We start from the raw sequence: 17,324 nt of genomic DNA, 5'->3' as shown, positions 1-17,324 counted from the left end.
TGACTTGTCGACAAATATATAAGCAGGTAGAGACATCTTTCAAGGGCGAAAGCCGTACCTAACTTCTCATAAACCTTTATAACTATGGAAGATAATCAAGAAACCAAAGCCCTTACAGACCTTATCCAGAATCCGCAGGAAATCTCCAACATCATCAACAATCCGGCCGATAACGGGATGAGATTTTACCAGTCGCTCCGCAACAAAGACAAGCAATACGTGGCTTTTGCAGCTGGACTGGGCCTCATTGCCTATGGCTTTTTCCTGAACAGATCAAGCAAAAAATCCAGCCCGAGCCAAGCGAGCTACGGGAAAAAAGGCAAGGGAAAAAACCAAGGCAGTAACCAGGCCAGCTTAGACCAAAGCACCGCCACTGGTGCGGGAGCCGGTTACGGTGGAGACCTCAACGGCGCCCCTCAGCAAAGCGGAGACTACAACGATGGTGGCTATAACGGAGGTGATTACAATCAAAACCAAGGCTAGGCAAGCCTAAGCTCATCATGCAAGGGGTGCGGGTCTAAGGGCTCGCACCTTTTTTTGTGTCTTTTCTGAAAACAGCCTTAAAAGATGCCTCGGCTCTCTGTAGTGGTGCCATGTAGTTGTAGGACGCTTTAGGCTTCCTTTTAAGAAAACAAGCGAGAAACAGTTCCCCAATCTCTCAGTTAGATCTCAGTTTGAATGTAAGATTAGAGAGAAGATTTGCCAAGTCTTTGTTACACCCTTTCGGTTTGATCATTTTCACTGATACAACATTTACCTAACCAGTATATCAACGGATGCTTTATTGAGTGGCTAAAACAAATTCATTGGTTACTTTTGTAGGACGCTGCTTCTGGTCTATCTTTCACCTGAAGTATACGCATATTTTGTACAAGAATAAATTCAAAATTCCATCATTGCCTACCCCAAAATGATTTCCACTTTTCAAGAACTTACCACGAAGGAGAAAGGGCTTTTTGTCCTGATACTTTTGTTCTTCATCACGCTCTACTTCGCGCATTTAAGCGGCATCAATGCAGTGGTGACCGGTGCTCTGGTTGTGTACAGTTTTACCATGGGCACCCTGAAAGACAAAAAAAGGGTACTTCAACAAAGACCCTACCTTCAATGGATGCTTTTATTTTTCCTTGCCTTGGTTGTGAGCACCTTGCTCTCCGATGACATTGGCCGTGGACTTCATCATCTAAAAATCAGGCTACCGCTGTTGCTCTTTCCGGCCAGCATCGGGATGCTGGAGCTCAGAAAAAGCTTCAAGGACAACGTCCTGCTAATGTTTGCCTGCATCACCACGTTAGTAGCTGTTCTATGTATTGCCACCAGCATTTATTCCTCCACCACTCTCCATAGACCCGATTACATGTATAACGATGCACTCACCAGCATCACGAGACAACAATCCATCTATGTAGCGCTAGCGATCAATATTGCCATCTTCATTTTTGCGAAAGTGATCTTTTTTGGTAAAAGTAACTACAAAGGAACTATGACATTGGCTGTGATAGTGCTTTTTGCCTTCAGCTATTTATTGGCTAGCAGAGTCATGTTTGCACTGCTGCTGGTTACCACCCTCAGCTTTAGCTTCTATTACATTATCCGTTACCGGAAAATATTAGAAGGTGCCACACTCGTTTTAGGCTTATTTATGGGAATAATAGCTATAAACAAGCTAATGCCCTCTACTTTCAATCGGTATAAAGAACTGACGTACCAGAGCTTTGACTTTGAAAGTCGTGGTAAAGAAAGTCACTATAACATGGAAATAACCCCCGATCAGTGGAATGGGGCAAATTTCAGGTTGGCGGCCTGGACCTGTGGGCTAGAGGTATTTCAGAGCAGCCCAGTTAAAGGAGTGGACCTAGGCGATAAAGAGGCTGTCCTTCTTGAGAAATACAAAGAGAAGAAGTTTTACATGGCCATAGAAACTGAAAAGAATGTTCATAGCAACTACCTCGATATCCTTTTCAGCACAGGTATGATTGGCTTTATTATGTTCTTAACCGGCTGGTTACTACTACCCTTCTTTTCTGCTTACAAGAACCAAAATGTTCTAGCGATTATTATCATTTTAACCTTCGCTGCCGCTTGGGTAACTGAAGTTTATTTTGGGAAAAACTTAGGGACTATGCTGGTTGGGTTCTTTATTCCGTTTTTATTAACAGAGAGCTATAAAAAAGAGACAGCCCAGCAATAATCCGCTGGGCTGTCTCTTTTAACAATACAAATAACTTACTGGTTATCTTGCATGTAAAGATCTATCGCTTTTTCAGTATCACCATAGTAGATCAACTCACCATGCTTAAGGAAGGCCGCTCTAGTACAATACTTCTTTATAACTTCCATACTATGGCTTACAAGTATGACTGTTCTTCCTTGTATCCACGAGCTTTCAAAAACCTTTATAGCCTTATCCTGAAATTTAGCGTCTCCAACAGCAAATATTTCATCAAGAAACATAATGTCAGCACCAGCTTTTACTGCAATAGAGAAAGCTAATCTAGCTACCATTCCAGAGGAAAAGAACTTAATCTTTGTATCTACAAAGCCTTCAATCTCTGCAAATGCAATTATTTCGTCAAAAATAGCATCTACTTCTTTAATCTTCATTCCCATTACAGAACTAGACACATAGACGTTTTCTCTAGCAGTCAATTCATGGCTCATTCCAACACCAAGGTTCATAAGCATTGTTGTCCCATTGATTTGGATATAGCCACTATCTGTAGGATAAACACCTGCTAAAATTCTGGTAAGAGTAGATTTACCACTTCCATTTCTACCAATCAAACCGATGCATTCTCCTTTTCTAACTTCAAAACTCATATGTTTTAAAGCCATTATTGCTTTTGATCTAGGAGGGTTAAAGATATTAAATAATCGGCCTTTAACTGTATTGTGATTATCTTCAGTGATATGAAAGACTTTACTAATATTCTCAGCCTGAATTGCTATTTCTTGCGACATATATTATAGTTTTTCAGCAGCTTTGGAGCCAATTCTCTTCAGAAGGAACAATCCGAGCAAGAAAAGAAACATTGCATAGCCTAAATCAAGCATTAATAAATAAAAGTCTGGAGAGGTATTCTGCAATACAATTCTCCTGAAGTTTATAATGATTCCTGCCATTGGGTTTAACTCAGCAAAAACGGGCAAAGCCCTTAAGTAATCTTCAGTTTTAAATACAATAGGCGTTAAAATAAAAAATAAACCTGCCACAACTTGCCATATCTGATGAATATCATGCATAAAAACATACAACGTAGACAAAACCAATGAGAAAGCGATGGAAAGCAAAAAGAGGTTAAAAAAAACAGGAATAAGGTATATATAGTTGCTAAAAACTGCTAAGTGCAGGTTATCACCCTCCTTATCAATAAGGAAAAAATAGGCGAAAAACATACAAATGTTAAAGAACAAACCTATACTGTTAGCCAGTAGAGTAGATATATAAATATCTATCTTTTGCATATTATTATACTCATATAGAAATTTTTTTGTTCTTAGTATCTGCACCGTTCCAGTAGTGGACTCAAGAAAAAAATTCCAAAGGATCAGACCACTAAATAGGTAAGCAACAAAAGATGGAATATTCTGTTTAATTACGACATTAAATGCTATATAATAAATAGTGATGTCTGTAATGGGTTTAATTAGAGCCCAGAGCAATCCTAATTTATTTTCATAGTACCTAAGTTTAAATTCAATTTTAGCTAAAAGCCAGAGCCTTTCAGCCCTATTAGTAGAGAAGTAAATCATAAAGATAAAAATTAACCTATCCCCATTGATCTTTTAAGATCAATTAGGTATTTATCGACTAAATAAGTGTCGGTGTACTCATTCCAAATATTTCTATATTGCTCGAATTCAATCTCTACATTTCTTTGTTCCCCTGTATCAGCTCTGCCACGACGTGCTTTTTTAATAAATTCTTCAGCAGATTTTGTGAAATAATGATTCATTTGCACGACATCTATAGTATGATTCTCATTGAAAGCACTTGTAATAGGGGAATGCTTAGCATCAACATAATGAGAGCCATCTTTCATAACTATGAAATGAGGATTAGCAGCATATAAAGCCTTCCTAGGATTCACTATTGATTTAATGTGAACATTCTGACGAAATTCTCTCTTGATGTAATTCTCAGTTACTAACCCAGCTGGCTTAATTTCATGATCATTATGTCCAAAAAGAACCCAATTTACACCAAGTGCATCTGCATATTCATAATCCTTCAAAAACTCAGTAAGAGAATATGTTGTCTTAGGAACAATGAATTCATCTAAGTCAATGAAACCAGCCCATCTAGAATCTTTACCATAATAAAACAGGAAATGCTTATAAGCCTCCATTTGCTTAGCCTTACCTACTATTTTGTTTATAGTTACTGTTTTGTTATCATATTCTTTAAGAATACTTTTCACTGGCACAGCACTATCATTATCATAAAAATAGAAATGATCAACCCCTAACATTCTATAGTATTCAATGAATTCTTTTAGATAAGCATCTTCATCTTTAACAATGATAACTAGGGACAAGAAATTCTTCATTCTCTTATTTGTTTAATTTAAAAAGTTGCATTGCGCTTAATAAGGGCTTCTTTAAGCCAGGGTATTGGGTGACTAACCTTTTCATATAAGGCACTAGTAATTTAAACTTGTTATTATACTCATCAAGTGTAGGATTATCATAAGTAAATCCAGGCCCGTTTGCATTCTGTATATTTATAACCGAAGTAGCGAAAGACTTAAAGTATTGCTCGTGTTTTTTAGCAATGTAGCTATAGGAGTACAACCACTTTTCAGTTCTAATTTTACGTATCATTGATCCAGGTCGGATACGGTAGTGAAAATGCACTTCTGGAATAACTACACCATTAAAGCCACAACTAACCATATTTAACACACTCTCATAATCTTCTAAACCATAGTCTACAAACTTATCATTTTTCCCGTTCAATAGAAAAGCATTGCGCTCGTATACAAGAGCACTACTATTTACTGTATTATGAACTAAGAGATAAGGTGGCTGGGGGTTCAAAGTAGGCCATATTTGACTACTGTCACCAAAATATTTAACCCAACATCCTACAAAGAAAACGTTTTTGTACTGATTTAGAATAGCTATAGCTTTAGAATAGTAGCTTCTTGACACTTTGTCATCTGCATCAAGGAAAGCTAAGAACCTACCATTTGCATTTTCTGCTCCAAAGTTCCTAGCATCAGCTACCCCGGAGTTTCTTTGGTTTAGAATAACAACTTTAGACTTTGACTTTATTTCTTCTAATTTGTTTAGACTAGATCTATCTGTTGATCCATCATTGACGATGATGACTTCAAGTGAAGTATAATCAGATGATAAAACCGATTCTACACATTCTTCTATGTACTCCCCCATATTAAAATAAGGTATCACAACAGACAAGAGGTCATCATTTAGTGTATTTGTCTTAGAAGTATAATCTTCTTGAAACTCAAATGGATAAGTATCAAGACCACCTTCAATAGTAAAGTTTTTAAGAACATCTAACTTCTTAGTTAGAATATAATCTGGATAATATCTATCTAACCCAGCAAAAGCATTAGTTGTGATCTCTGTCAGCTGCTCTTCATTCATTTGCAATACTTTGAGTAGTTTAGATGAAAAGCTACCCGGCTCTGAATGATCAAAAAGAAAACCATTAACACCATCAGTAATAATTTCCCTTTGGCCTCCTTGTACTGAAGCAAGAACTGGTCTTTTGTTGGCCATTGCTTCTAAAACCACGTATGGAAGATTATCAACTATGCTTGGGACCAAAATAAGGTGGGCATCGTCTAAATATTCAGAGATCTTATTAGGTGAAATTTTTCCTTTTAATTCTAGAAGACCACTACTTATATAATTCCCATACCGCTCTTCTACTATCTGCCCCATTGTCCGGAACTCTGGATAATAAACGATATCAGTTCCACCGATAATAGTTAATTTATAATCATTTCCTTCTCTCCATAATTCGTCAAAGTATTCTAATAATTGAAAAGTGCCTTTCTGGGGAGAGAGTTTGCCATAGTAAACCACCTTATTCCTCTGGAAGGAAAATGGTTTAGTATATTCATTAGAAACGAATGGATTAGGAATTACGTGTACAGTCTTATTGTCAATATTTACGTATTTTTGTATCTCATCTACTAAAAACTGAGTAGGAGAAATTAGAATATCAGCAGATAAGATGGAGGACTTCTCCATTTCACACGTCCAGAATTCTGGAAACCGATATGTAGGGACTCTATTATAGTCTAAATATATGAATGCTGGAGAATGTAATGTAAGAACAATGGGTACGTGCTCTAGTTTAACAACACTCGTTAATTTATATTGAAGTAGATAATAGGCTATACCTAAATAATCCTGAGCTTCTATAAAGTTAGGCTCACTCTCACTTTTGATAAATTTTTTTACTATCTCAGCGAATGATAAGCTTAGATTAGCTACATACCCCAACGAATCAGCCTTTCCACTATAATTCGGGCTGAATTTAACTATTCTAACTTTATCTTCATTCACTATCACTTCAAAACTGGAGATTGTAGCATCAGGTACAAACACAGTTACATCTATTTCTGCCTTTACCATTGATTTAGCAGTAAAGTAACAGTAGGTACTTATACCTCCTCCATAAAAAGGGGGATATTCACTCGTTAGAATCCAATATTTCAAATTACTGTACTTAAAAGGGAAATTTTAATTTCCTCTTACCTGATAATATTTTAATTATATGCCCAAATCTTTTATACCACAAAGGCAGAACCTCGTATTGTTCATTATAAAATTTTAAAATGGTTTGAGATTCATTATTAGTTCGGAGCAATTCATTGAACATTTTTAAGAACGTAGATTCATTCTGCAAGTAAGAAATAGAAATGCGGCACAAAAAAATTTCACCTTCTAACTTTGACGTATATTTCACCAATGCAATAGCATTAGGATATTTGTTAGCAATCGACAATTCATGCTTCTTGAAAACATCCATTAATTCAAGATAACTTTCAAAGTTATTTATTCTGATTATTGTAGGTTGCAATAAGCGCTTAATAACAGTAGATTCAGGAAGAGAATCAAAGTCAACAAAATTTCTAAAATCTGTCTCTTCTAAATAAGAAATGTCTTTATCTAAGGTTTCAGGCTCTGCTATAGTGTAGTTTATAACTTTAGGTTTAAACAAACTCTGAGAGATACACCAAGAGTTAAGTATCTCATTATTTAAACTAGAGCTACCATTTAATAACAGTATAACTGGTGTACTTACACTTGAGAGTTTATAATTTTTTAAAAAGAAAAACCTTCCTAAACTTTCAATATAAGAAGAGGATAACTCACCAAGTCCATTCATCACAAAGAAGAACTTATTATTTAGGGGTTTCCTTACTCCGGCTAACGCGGAGTACAACCTATCCAATACACCTTTTTTGGTCGGGAGTTCAATGGCAAAATCTATTTTAGAAGAAGAGAAGTAGGAAAATTCTTCTAAAATAGTCTCAGCTTTCATTAATATACTAAGATTCTGCAATAAATTCTCCACTTCTTCGCTTTTTGACACCTTTCACTTTAAATATCACCTGTTTTTAACTCTTTTAAGCAGCCTTTCTTTGACAATTCCCAGAACACTTCTTTCTTCATAGGTTCTTCTGTACCATGCAAGATCATTCCTTAGTTTACCAATCTCAACAAAAAGCCTTGAACAATCTCTTTTGATTTTCTCAACATCATCTGAAGAGAAATGTGACATTGAAGAAGTATTATAATTGGACTCTGGCAAAGAGCCTCTCAGCAAACTATTATACAGTTTATGATTATTGATTTCTATTTCCTGAAACCTAATTATTGTTTCATTTTTTTTCTTCTCACTCTCAAATCTTGCTAGTGTTTCTAAAACAAATAAAACACCTGGATATTTATCTTGCAAAAGCCTTGATAAATCCTTGAAGCAACTACTGACATATTCCCAATCTTCTAATGAAGAAATTGGTAATAAAATTTTTTGAGATAACCATTCAAGAGCAATTACCTTTTCAAAGAAATTAGAAAAAAATACTTCGTTTGAAACCGAAGGAATGTAAAGCAAGCTATCCTCATCACTAGCTTTATTTTTTAAAGAATCAATGATCTCACAATAAACTGGCTCATCGTACCCATGAGTAAAGCACCAATTATTTAGGAACTTGACATTGACTTCATTCACCTCCCCTTTAAGCACGATGACAGGAGAGTTATTCTTAAAGCAATAATTCTTAAGAAAAAAGAATCTTGTCATAAAGATCAGAAGGCTTATAGGCTTTTCTCCTGAAGACAAAACAAAGGTTATTGAATTATTACCTTTATTTGCAATTCCGCTATATAATTGAATAAAAATTTCCTCATTTTCGGGCAAATGTATAGCTAAGGTAGAATTAAGATATTCTTTACCATTCAGTAAAGAATAAGCTATTTCTGGCGTAATATCTAAATAGATATTTTTAAATAAATTATCCAATTCCTTCAATTTTTTTTGTTTCTCCTAATGCAATCCAACTTAGAAGTCGTTCCCATGAGTGGGCATTTGTTCCAAAATGATGATCTAAAACATTACCTTTTTCTAAAGTGGATCTAATTTCAAGTGGACTATACTTACTGAAAAAGTTTTTTAAGGGATCACTTTTCGCCCAAAACATAGTACCAGCAGCAAATTCATAAGAAGAAGGATTAATTTGATATTTACTCTTTAATTCTAAAATTTTATCATTATTTATCGTTTTGAATTTATTTTGCTGAGCATCCCATTCATTCATTATATAATTTTTATGAGTAACAACACTAACATTATTACTCTCCATCTTCTTCAAAATAGATTCTTTATTTTTGATATCAATAATTGAAAATAAAGAATCCCTCCAGAATTTACCTGTTGTTGTATGAGGACTATTCTTATCATGAAGAAAAACCCAAAACTTGCTATTATCCTGCATAGTCAGGAGAGAATCAATTAAAACAAGTTTACCTCCAATATCCTTACCTACATTAGAACTTTTTAACAGCGTTAAATTATCAAAATTATCAAAGGCACTTTCATCGAAAGGTGCATTATTAACTAGGTTAATATAAAGCTTATTCCCTACTAAAAAATCCTTACTTATTTGTGGCAAAACAGTCTTTACTGATTCAGGATAATAGAGATGCAAAAGAACGCTAATCATTATCTACAAAAATTAGTTTATAAAAGAGGCATTTAAAATAATTAAACAAATCAGCGTTTTAATACTTTCTCCTTCAGCATCCCTAAAAAACTACGACGTTCGTACGTTCGCTTATACCATTCTATATCCTGCTGTCTCCTAACCACTTCATTAATCAATTTCTTATTAAGCTGTTTGTTCCCTTCGTTTTTTCTCTCAACTTCTTGGATTTTTTTTTCAAGAATCTCAATGGCCTCATGACTACACCTCAGCTCCTCTTTTAACGTAGCTATTTCTTTATCTTTAGCAGATATAACATCTTGTTTATAGGCTATTTCAGAAAGCAACTGCTGTTGAATTGCCTTTAAGGATTTATTAATATCCTCTATAGGGTCTGGTTTTGAAGTGAAATCATGAAGTAATAAGGTATTTCTCATCTATGTAATCTTAAATAATATCCTGTAAAATGATCATGCTACTCCAATCAAAGGAATATGTTCCTTTTGCCCTTCATCCATTTGATAAGCCTTTCTATAATGCTTGAAGTTGGAGTCCACATTAAATTTATCACTGCAGACCTCAAAAGAATATTCGCCCATTACTTCCAGCATCTCCTGATTGTTGAAGTAGTTCAGAATTTTAACGATTGCTTCTGTTTCAGTATTGAATACGTCTCCATTTAAACCGGTCATGATGATATCTGCATTTCCTACACATTCGCTCAACAAGACTGGCTTTTTCAAGGCAAGTGCTTCCAAGACACTAAAAGAAAGACCCTCAAACAAAGAAGTGGAAATAAACACGTCGGACTGGCTGACCAGTTCCTTGATGGAGCTTGCGTCTTGCCAACCAGTGACTGTGATATTTTTTGAAGTCAATACAGCTCTATCCTTCCCGTCACCAGCCCAAATGAATTCTATCTGATCGTAGTCCTCAAAAAATGAAGCAATAGCATTAAATAAGGCGGGATTCTTTTGCTCCTCTATCCGACCTGTGGTAATTACTTGAAATTTATCCTTTTTGCCGCGCGGTGAACTTAGCGGGGCAGTTTCTTTTAGGGAAACTCCGTTGTTGATAAAACTTGCGTCAATACCTATCTTTTGATATTCAGCTAGCTCGGACGCGGAGCAGCAAACAACTTTCCCGCCGACTTTATTTCCAAATCTTTCAATTTGTTTAAATAGAAAGTTCGTAAAGGGATTACTGCCTGATAGGAATGGAGCTCCGTTTGGAGTATAGACTACATTCTTGATTCCAGCAAACCTGCAGGCGAGTCTTCCCAAGAAACCACTTTTAGAGGAATGCAAATGCACTGCATCCACAAACCCTTTCTGGGAAAGTCTTTTAAGAATGTTGTGCAGTTCTGTGAACGCACGAAAATCTTTGAAGGGATTGATGGAACGTTGAACAGATTTCCACCGGATGAAGCGCACGTTCTGCTTAGGGAAGATTCGCTTCACCTCTTTGGCAGACATGACTTGCTTCCGCTCGCCATGAATGACGATATGCAGGTCTTCGGGCATTGTCTCTGTAAGGGACTTTACAAAAACTGCTACTCCAGAAGCAAAAGGCTCTATTATGTGTACTATCTTCATTAGCCTGGGGGGTTCAGCACTAATAGTTACCATTAACTCTTCACTACTATATGAAGCAAATATAACTATAAATAATATATTAAAATTGGCTGACTACTATTTAGACTGTTCCTATACTGTACAGACCTGTTGAAATGATTTTAACCCTATTTAGAATAGAAAGATTATTTAATATCTATTTCAGTCATGCGTTTATACGCTTTCAGATCATAAGCAAAGATTGAAATACTATAATTTTATCAAATCACTTCTTTATGGTGAAAATCTATTAGTAGAGAGATCTCACATTTAATTACGGGTTTAACACCAAGATCTAAGACAAAATTAATTTCCACGTCTCCTTTAACTCAGCTTACTTTTTACCAAATGAACAAGTCCATATGGTAAAAAACTCAGGAACAACAACTTAAACTCACCCGCAATCTTTTTAAAAGCAAAGACTCCGTAGTCAGACACAACGCTTCGTCTACCAAATAATTGTTCCTTCCGGTTAGATAGAGAAATGCCCTTCGGGTTTAACTCACAGGTTACTAAAAAGTCGTTTAAGATAGCGCCCTTGGTTTTGTGCAACATTTTAAAAAATAGGGCATAATCCTCTACATAGGGATATTCTATTGGATATTTTCCCGTCTCTTTAATAAGCTCTGATCTGAACACAACTGTGGGATGGATGAATACGTTCCTGAAGTGCATTTCCGAGAGAATAGAGGCATGCTCCAAAGGAGTGGTATAGGCGTATTTCAAACCTGTTTGCGGATTATGAAACTCACACCAACTTCCCAATAAACCTACCTGGGTATTTTCATCTAGAAACTTCACTTGCTTGAAAAACCTCTCCTGGTGGCAGAGATCTCCACAATCTAGCCTTGCTACGAAGCGCGTCTGCAGGTGATCTTCAATCCATTGCAAACCGGTGTTTAAGGCATGGGTGATACCTTCGTTCTTGTACAACCTGATGACGTGAAAGCGAAAACTAATTCCTGTTGAGGCGATTGCTTCCTCTTGGACAGGCATCAAGCTTCCGTCATCCACAATTAAAACCCAGAGTTTCTCCGGCTTATAAACGATACTCTGAAGAGACTTGATTAGGCCTTCCTGATTGTTGTAACAGGGAATGAGAACACATAAATCTATTTCAGGAAGTGATTTTGACGTGTAAGAATTCAAAATTGGTATAAAATAACAGTATTTTTAGCTGTATAGAAGTATGGCTTTGTTTTCAGTTGTCAAAGGTACGGGGACCTATAGAGGATCACAATGAAACCTACCTTAATAAAGGACTTGTAACTTATTTATTTTTTAATAAGTTCTCTCGTCTATGTGAGTGCGTTAAAAAGACTAAAGCGCCACTTCATTACAATGCACCACGTATCTCGTTGCGTAGTTTATCAAGTAAGATATCAGTGAAAATCAAGCATTCAGTAGAAAGAAGAGAAGGATGCACTATTTTGTAGAACAAGGATCTGTGGTTAGGGAGATTTGGGGGAAAGGAGATACAGTCCTCTTCATATTCGCGGGCTCTTCAGCGGAATTTGCCTTAAACAAAGCGGTGGACTGGCTTTACTTTACCGGCCGATTACCCGCCGATCCGTTAGGTCGGCTATTCTCTACCGTGGCGTATGCCCGGCAGATCGTATTTTCGTCCATGGATGTGGCGCACAGGACTATTGACAAGATGGCAAGTATTCATGGAGCGGTGGAGGCCAAACGCGGAGCTTCCATTCCGGATTGGGCCTACCGCGATGTGCTCTTTATGCTGATTGACTACTCCATCCGTTCGTTTGAAGTGCTGGAAAGAGTCCTCACAGAGGAGGAGAAAGCCGAAGTCTTCGAAGTTTTCTACCGAGTAGGCGACCGGATGGGGCTGACGGGCCTGCCAATCACCTACCCAGAATGGATACGAATGCGGGAAGAGCACTTACAGCAAGATCTTGTGGTGAGCCATTTTACGCATGATTTGTTTAAACAATATCAAAAACATTTAGGCACTGTGCGGTACAGGTTATTACTAGAGGCTCAAATCCTGGTGGTTCCAGAGCGGGTTAAGGCATTATTAGGCTTCCGGAAAACCTCACTTATCTCTCCCCTGCTGCAGGGTTACAAAATCAGTCGGAATCTCAAGTTAGATTGGTTTTTGAAATCCATCATTTTACCTTCCGCCTACAAGAAAGAAATCAAGGATCTGGATCAAGCGCCCGCGTAACCAACGGTAACCTTTTAAGCACATTACTTTATTATCCGTCGGTTTTAAGCTTATTTTCTGAAAACATGCTTAAAACCGATGCTTTGTTGGCCGTATGCATTCCAAATGCACGGCAACTTCCCTTCCTGCACTAATGTGCAGGAAAACTTTAACTTATCCATCAAACCTGCTTTGCAGAAAGCCGTTCTAAAACTAGAATTTAGTTTCCGCTTCTCTTTTGCTCGCATAGCATATTCCCATTTTGGGTTAACCCATGAATGCTGCAATTCAGGTAAAAGGAAGGGACACGTTTCTACACCGAATTCTTCACATTCAAGATGCCACATGCCTAATAAAGACATCACCATTGGTTACCATGCTTCCCATGAGCAGTTCAAGCCCAGCCATTTAATCACCTTGGTTCAGAAGGCAGAACAGGCCGGCTTCGGCAATATTCTTTCCTCCGATCATTTCTATCCTTGGAGTGAAAATCAGGGCGAAAGTGGGTATGCCTGGAGTTGGTTGGGGGCAGCCATGCAGGCTACTTCCCTTCCTTTCGGGGTGGTTTCGGCGCCGGGGCAGCGGTACCATCCGGCAGTGGCGGCGCAGAAGGTAGCCACGTTGTGCGAGATGTTTCCGCACCGGTTCTTTCTGGCGGCAGGCAGCGGGCAGTTTCTGAACGAGCGCATCACCGGACAGAAATGGCCCAATAAACAGGAAAGGAATGATCGGCTTAAACTCTGCGTAGACATCATGCGCGCGCTTTGGCGGGGAGAAACCGTGACGCACAAAGGCCTGGTGGACGTGGAATACGCCAAACTGTACACGCTGCCTGAGTACATGCCTCCGGTCCTTGGCGCTGCCATCACTCCAGAAACCGCCGAATGGGTAGGCAGCTGGGCCGATGGCATGATCACCATCTCCAAGCCTCCCCAGGAGTTACAAAAAATGGTGGACGCTTTCCACAGAGGAGGCGGTGAGGGAAAGCCCATGCACCTGAAAGTTCAGTTGTCGTATGACACGTCCAGGGAAATGGCTCGCCAAGGCGCTCATGAGCAATGGAAAAACAACGTCTTCCCCTCCTCTCTCCTCTCAGACATCCCTACGTTGCAGGGATTCGATGCGGCGGGCAGCATGGTCAAACCCGACGAGCTGGAGCCGCACGTACGTATCTCAGACAGCGCCCAGGAACACCTTGACTGGCTGGCCAAAGACTTGGAACTTGGCTTCACCCAATTACACCTGCACAACGTGAACCTGAAACAGGAGCAATACATTGAGTTCTTCGGTGAGAAAGTTTTACCGGAGCTCAATTCCATTGCGAAGCGTCTGTAGTATAGGTCGGCTCTTTTAAGCCTGTTTTCTCTAAACTGCCCCAAAAACGCCCCTTTGCTGAGGATCGTTTTAGGGATAGTTGAATTTATACACCTATGCAAATTAACATCAATCCGAACGCAGGGATCAATGAATGGATTACGGGACTTGGCTTTCGGCGAAAACACGAATAAAGCAGGTGAGGCCTCAAGCATCTTCTGCTTTACCGCCTAAACCCTACTTTATCATTTAGTGATTACCTCTTCGGCGTCAATCAGCAACCCGTTCTCTTGGGAGGCAGGGGCAAAACCATCTTGCCGTAAGCCGTTGGTTACCGTTATCTTCTCGGCGATGGCGCGGCTATTGGTCATTTCAAAAATAAGCTGCTTGACATATGGCTCCGGCACCCAACTGAAATGCGAAATCGGCACGCCAAATTCATCCCAAGACCGTGTAATGCCAAAGTGGCGAACAAATACATCTTCAGGGGGGCGGATAAAGGCGATTGATGTTACCTTCTCAGAATAATTGTCTTGCATGAAGGCTTTGAACTTGGCATGTTCGTGCACGACGGGCTTTAAAAACAGGTAATTGAAATTATACCACGCATTCAAGGCAAACAAACCGGACACACCATACACCAGCATCTTTTTACTATTGAAGCTTTTAAAAAGGCTCAGCAGGGTCTCGGCCATTACAAGAAACACGCCCATATTTAAGGCCAGCATGGTACGGTTGGAAGCATAGTTTTCTTTTACAATCAACGGAGGGATGTACATCAACAAGAATATTGCTCCAATACCAAGGACATAAGCCACTTTCTGCCAAACATGAAGAGCTCTATACCGGAAGAAAGTATAGATCAGCAGTACAGCCAACAGCACACGATAAAGCAGGAGGCCCAGCTTGCTGTTTTCATTGAAGATATAGGTAAAATGGAAAGCCGCCGATAAAGGTTGGGAGAAGAAGAATCTCAGTTTCCCCCCAATATTGATGTACAATCCGGTTCGTTGGTTCGCCTCCATCCCGTTAAGCGCAAGGCATAGCTTGAACACCACTAAATAGACAATATAGGTAAACAGGTAAACGCCTAAGCTGATGAGTAGCGGGCGAGAGCTTTTCTGCTTACCTAGAAAATGAATCAGCAGGGGAATCATAAAACAGCCGAAACCACTCTGATAGCTGAACAATGATATCAGCCCCAAAACGATGGAAACCAACATCGCCCCTACCGGAAACCGATTGTTCCCGCCTTGGCTGTAGGCGGTGGAGTTCAGAATGATATAACCAGAAAGCAAACCAGCAGTATTGGCAATGAAAAGCTCAAGACAGGTAGCCCACCCGATGGAAACAGCCATTGGCGGCATGGCGACCAAGTAAAACACTGAAAAGAATGCCAGTAAAGAGGGAAGGTTTTCTTTGGCCGTTAATCGCTTAATCACAAAATACCAGACAGGGAGGCACAGCACCCAACCAAACAAGGAGAATACACGCAAGTAACGGATGTCTTTGATGGTAGTGATAGTTGAGAAAAGCGCCTGCATCAATTTCTCCGTTAAGTACCGGCCCTGCGGGATAAACATCTCTAGGCTTCCGGCTTGTTTGTAAAACCAGATCTGAACGGCCTCATCTGTATAGAGATATTCTGTATAAAATACCGGATAAAAGATAGCTAGAAGGACAACTATTAAAATACTGATCTTTATAAAGTCATTTCTTTTCATGCAGCGAAAACGTAGGGGGGACTGGTAGGTGAGGAAGGATGGTATTAGAATTTGATCTATAATTTGATATTACTTTCATTCACAATATACAGCGGCCGGTTTCGCACATTATCACTTAGACGACTGATATACTCTCCTATAATGCCAATGGAGATCAGCTGTACTCCTCCCAGAAATAACACACTAAGCATAATGGACGACCAGCCGGGCACATAGTCTTCGGAGACAAACCGGGCATATAGGGTGTACAGCATCAATAAAAATGCGATCCCGGAAACTAGGAAACCACTAACCGTGGCCATTTTCAAGGGCAAATTAGAAAAAGAGGTGATGGCATCCAGCGCAAGCCGAATCATTTTCCGGTAAGTGTACCCAGTCTCTCCACCGGCCCGCCCGGCTCGGTCATACTCCAGAAACGTTTGCCTGAAACCAACCCATGCGATCTGCCCCCGGACAAACTTCTGCTTTTCCGGCATCTGGCGCAGCACCTCCACCACCTTCTTATCAATAATCCGGAAATCACCGGTATCCAGCGGGATTGGGGTAGAGGTAATGGTGGCCATTATGCGGTAAAACAAGCGGGCGGTTACTTTCTTAAGGATACTTTCCCCCTGACGCTGTTTACGGCGCGCGTACACTACTTCATACCCCTCCTGTAGCTTGGCGTATAGTTCAGGGATTAACTCGGGCGGGTCTTGTAAATCACTGTCAATGATCACCACCGCATTTCCATGGGCATGATCTAAACCCGCATTCACAGCAATCTGATGCCCGAAATTACGGCTGAAGTCAATGTACTTCACTCCTTTTTCCTGAGCCAGCCCTTTCAGAAGATTCAGGGACCCATCTCGGCTCCCATCGTTCACAAAAATTAATTCGTAGGTTAGATGCAGCGAAGACAAGGCTATCTCCAGCCTATTATATAAATTGATTAAATTCGCTTCCTCATTGTAAACAGGGATCACGACCGAAATATCCACAAGCTCAATCTGTTTTAGGTCAAAGATACAAGTTTCATGTAATGAATGGGCAGTATTTGAGCACCTCCAAAAAGAGCATGGGATAATCTTTAGGTACAGACACTTCCATGTCTTCTATCACACGGGAGCCACAAATGAAGATAATCTAACCAGGCAGCACAAGTGACCCAAGATACCAGCGAAGTAGTTTTACCATACATAAAAGCACAGCGCAGGACTGCAAGAGAAAGAAATAGCCACTAAGAGTAAAAACAATGAGATTGTACCAGAAGAACACCTGTTCCTAAAGTGATTTTATGATTTCCGTGACGGCCTGCAAACGAACAATTGAAACAGAA

16 protein-coding genes are annotated in these 17,324 nt (G+C 39.3%); 4 read left to right on the top strand and 12 right to left on the bottom strand.

Features of this window, described 5'->3' with window-relative positions; all coding sequences use genetic code 11:
* Positions 1–84 precede the first annotated feature (84 nt).
* Both H7U12_RS03470 and H7U12_RS03465 read left to right on the top strand, forming a co-directional pair.
* Positions 85–483 carry a hypothetical protein gene (locus H7U12_RS03470; RefSeq protein WP_186632949.1) on the top strand — a complete coding sequence of 133 codons (399 nt, stop codon included), beginning with the start codon at positions 85–87 and terminating at the stop codon, positions 481–483.
* 427 nt (positions 484–910) lie between these two features.
* Complete coding sequence (locus H7U12_RS03465; protein ID WP_186632947.1) at positions 911–2,191, top strand: O-antigen ligase family protein; 1,281 nt, start codon at positions 911–913, stop codon at positions 2,189–2,191.
* A gap of 35 nt (positions 2,192–2,226) precedes the next feature.
* Here the strand turns inward: H7U12_RS03465 and H7U12_RS03460 are convergent, their stop codons facing one another.
* The 10 genes from H7U12_RS03460 to H7U12_RS03415 form a co-directional block, all read right to left on the bottom strand.
* On the bottom strand, positions 2,227–2,961 hold the full coding sequence (locus tag H7U12_RS03460) for an ABC transporter ATP-binding protein (RefSeq protein ID WP_186632944.1): 735 nt from the start codon (positions 2,959–2,961) through the stop codon (positions 2,227–2,229).
* Positions 2,962–2,964: 3 nt separating this feature from the next.
* The gene (locus H7U12_RS03455) at positions 2,965–3,753 is read right to left on the bottom strand and encodes an ABC transporter permease (RefSeq protein WP_186632941.1); all 789 of its coding nucleotides are present in this window, start codon (positions 3,751–3,753) and stop codon (positions 2,965–2,967) included.
* A gap of 11 nt (positions 3,754–3,764) precedes the next feature.
* The gene (locus tag H7U12_RS03450) at positions 3,765–4,550 is read right to left on the bottom strand and encodes a glycosyltransferase family 92 protein (RefSeq protein ID WP_186632938.1); all 786 of its coding nucleotides are present in this window, start codon (positions 4,548–4,550) and stop codon (positions 3,765–3,767) included.
* 4 nt (positions 4,551–4,554) lie between these two features.
* Positions 4,555–6,699, bottom strand: a complete 2,145-nt coding sequence (locus H7U12_RS03445; protein ID WP_255897402.1) for a glycosyltransferase — start codon at positions 6,697–6,699, stop codon at positions 4,555–4,557.
* A gap of 10 nt (positions 6,700–6,709) precedes the next feature.
* On the bottom strand, positions 6,710–7,579 hold the full coding sequence (locus tag H7U12_RS03440; protein ID WP_186632932.1) for a hypothetical protein: 870 nt from the start codon (positions 7,577–7,579) through the stop codon (positions 6,710–6,712).
* 15 nt (positions 7,580–7,594) lie between these two features.
* Entirely contained in the window at positions 7,595–8,521 is a 927-nt protein-coding gene (locus H7U12_RS03435) for a hypothetical protein (protein ID WP_186632929.1), read from the bottom strand.
* Complete coding sequence (locus tag H7U12_RS03430) at positions 8,505–9,212, bottom strand: rhamnan synthesis F family protein (RefSeq protein ID WP_186632926.1); 708 nt, start codon at positions 9,210–9,212, stop codon at positions 8,505–8,507. The genes H7U12_RS03435 and H7U12_RS03430 overlap by 17 nt, the downstream gene beginning before the upstream one ends.
* Before the next feature lie 50 nt (positions 9,213–9,262).
* Positions 9,263–9,628 (bottom strand): hypothetical protein, encoded by a 366-nt coding sequence (locus tag H7U12_RS03425; protein ID WP_186632923.1) that lies wholly within the window; start codon positions 9,626–9,628, stop codon positions 9,263–9,265.
* Positions 9,629–9,661: 33 nt separating this feature from the next.
* Positions 9,662–10,786 carry a glycosyltransferase gene (locus H7U12_RS03420; protein WP_186632920.1) on the bottom strand — a complete coding sequence of 375 codons (1,125 nt, stop codon included), beginning with the start codon at positions 10,784–10,786 and terminating at the stop codon, positions 9,662–9,664.
* Positions 10,787–11,128: 342 nt separating this feature from the next.
* Positions 11,129–11,953: a glycosyltransferase gene (locus H7U12_RS03415; RefSeq protein WP_186632917.1), complete on the bottom strand. Its 825-nt coding sequence runs from the start codon at positions 11,951–11,953 to the stop codon at positions 11,129–11,131.
* Positions 11,954–12,224: 271 nt separating this feature from the next.
* On the opposite strand from H7U12_RS03415, the gene H7U12_RS03410 reads away from it, so the two are divergent.
* Both H7U12_RS03410 and H7U12_RS03405 read left to right on the top strand, forming a co-directional pair.
* Positions 12,225–12,989 (top strand): oxygenase MpaB family protein, encoded by a 765-nt coding sequence (locus H7U12_RS03410; RefSeq protein WP_186632914.1) that lies wholly within the window; start codon positions 12,225–12,227, stop codon positions 12,987–12,989.
* A 324-nt stretch (positions 12,990–13,313) separates the two neighbouring features.
* Positions 13,314–14,303, top strand: a complete 990-nt coding sequence (locus tag H7U12_RS03405) for a TIGR03885 family FMN-dependent LLM class oxidoreductase (RefSeq protein WP_186632911.1) — start codon at positions 13,314–13,316, stop codon at positions 14,301–14,303.
* A gap of 224 nt (positions 14,304–14,527) precedes the next feature.
* Here the strand turns inward: H7U12_RS03405 and H7U12_RS03400 are convergent, their stop codons facing one another.
* Both H7U12_RS03400 and H7U12_RS03395 read right to left on the bottom strand, forming a co-directional pair.
* Positions 14,528–16,006: a glucosyltransferase domain-containing protein gene (locus tag H7U12_RS03400; RefSeq protein ID WP_186632908.1), complete on the bottom strand. Its 1,479-nt coding sequence runs from the start codon at positions 16,004–16,006 to the stop codon at positions 14,528–14,530.
* Positions 16,007–16,062: 56 nt separating this feature from the next.
* The gene (locus tag H7U12_RS03395; RefSeq protein WP_186632905.1) at positions 16,063–16,986 is read right to left on the bottom strand and encodes a glycosyltransferase family 2 protein; all 924 of its coding nucleotides are present in this window, start codon (positions 16,984–16,986) and stop codon (positions 16,063–16,065) included.
* Positions 16,987–17,324: the final 338 nt, after the last annotated feature.

This window comes from Rufibacter sediminis, from assembly GCF_014269285.1.
GTDB classification, from domain to species: domain Bacteria; phylum Bacteroidota; class Bacteroidia; order Cytophagales; family Hymenobacteraceae; genus Nibribacter; species Nibribacter sediminis.
This window is presented reverse-complemented; position numbering and strand designations above follow the sequence as displayed.